The following is a 1,670-nucleotide window of genomic DNA, read 5'->3' as shown; positions in this document are numbered from 1 at the left end:
CATCCGACGCCGCGGCGGCTGCCGTGGGTGGAGACGGCCACCGGGTCGCTCGGGCAAGGACTGCCCGTCGGTGTCGGAATCGCGCTGGCCGGGAAGCGGCTCGACCGGGTCGGCTATCGCGTCTGGGGGGCGGCGGGAACGGGCCGTTTGACGGGTATGACGATCGAGATGCGTGCGGGATACGAGGGAACAGGGCCCGGAGCGATTACGCCGGACGGCTGCGCGGTGGAGCTGTACGCGCGGCTGCCCGTCCGGGACGAGCCGGACATCATCAGCGCGGCCGTGCCAGCGGGGGCGCACATCCTCGAACTGGGCTGCGGGGTGGGGCGGATGACGCATCCGCTTCTGGAGCGGGGGTTCACGGTCACGGCGGTGGACGAGTCGGCGGAGATGCTGGAGCGGGTGCGTGGGGCGCGCACGATACGCGGTCCCATCGAAACGCTCTCTCTGGGGGAGAAGTTCGACGTGGTGATGCTCGCGTCGTTCCTGGTGCACACCGGCGACGTCGAGGTGCGGCGCGGGATGCTGGACGTGTGCCTGAGTCATGTCGCGGACGACGGGTGCGTGTTGATCCAGCGCGAGGGGGAGGACTACCACACGAATCTGCCGCGCGAGCGGAGCGAGACGGGGGTCCCCCCGGCCGAAGGCTGGGGGAGGGGTCCGAGCGGGTTCACGGTGCGGATGCTGTCCGCGGAACCGGTCGGGGACGGGGTGAATTCGGTGCGCGCGGAGTATGTCTTCCCGGACGCGATATGGACCCAGACGTTCCTTGCACGACCGCTCACAAAGGTCCAGTTCGAGGAGGCGCTGGCGGAGGCGGGGCTCAAGGTCGACCGGTATCTGACGGAGGACGGGACATGGGTACGGGCGGTGCCGGTGAGGGCGTGAGTTTGGGTCGGCGGGTGGCGTGAGCTTGGGGTGACCGGCAGCGGGCAGCGGGCCCACAGGTGGCGTGAGTTTGGGGGCGGTGGGTGATGAGTTTCGCGGTTTGGCGGAGAACGCCGCTTGCCGAGCGATGAGTTTCGGGAGGCGGGTCGGTCTACCTCTCTGACAGCAACGCGCACCGCTTCACACAGGAGAGCCTCATGTCCGAGACCGCCGCTCCCGCCGCCTCCGCAACCTCCGGCATCGTCGTCGCCGAATCCGCGACCGCTCGTGGCCGCCGCGCGCGAATCGCCCTGCGTGGCTTGCAGGTCGTACTCGCCCTGTTCTTCGGCTTCGCGAGCGCGCTGCCCAAGCTGATCGGGCACGAATCGGCCGTCGAGTCCTTCGACAAGATCGGCTGGGGCGGCGCGGGCATGTACAGCATCGGTGTGCTCGAACTGCTCGGCGGTATCGCGCTGTTGATCCCGCTGCTGTCGTCCCTGGCGGCAGTCTCGCTGAGCGCGCTGATGGTGGGCGCGTTCATCACGCAACTCGCGGTCTTCGACGGCCAGTACGCCGCGACTCCGCTCATCCTGATAGTCCCGCTCGCCCTGATCGCCTACGCACGCCGGAGTCACAACGCCGAGCTGCTGCGGCTCATACGACGACGGTCGTGACCCTCAGTCGGACGGCGCCCGGCGCGGGGGAGGGGGCCGCGCGGGGCGCTCCGCTGGGGGTGCGGTTCGGAGCTGCGGGTCCGTACTGGTGCCGGACCGCCGTGATCAGCGTGGGGCGGCCCCGGAGCC

At 70.0% G+C, this 1,670-nt stretch carries 2 protein-coding genes; both read left to right on the top strand.

What is annotated here, in order from left to right:
* The first annotated feature begins 168 nt into the window (after nt 1-168).
* Entirely contained in the window at nt 169-888 is a 720-nt protein-coding gene (locus tag G6048_RS48010) for a class I SAM-dependent methyltransferase (protein ID WP_165345885.1), read from the top strand.
* Between the two features lie 197 nt (nt 889-1,085).
* Entirely contained in the window at nt 1,086-1,541 is a 456-nt protein-coding gene (locus G6048_RS48005) for a DoxX family protein (protein WP_165345884.1), read from the top strand.
* The last annotated feature ends 129 nt before the right edge of the window (nt 1,542-1,670 follow it).

Origin of the sequence: Streptomyces ureilyticus (genome assembly GCF_011045025.1) — a bacterium.
GTDB classification, from domain to species: Bacteria; Actinomycetota; Actinomycetes; order Streptomycetales; family Streptomycetaceae; genus Streptomyces; species Streptomyces ureilyticus.
This window is presented reverse-complemented; position numbering and strand designations above follow the sequence as displayed.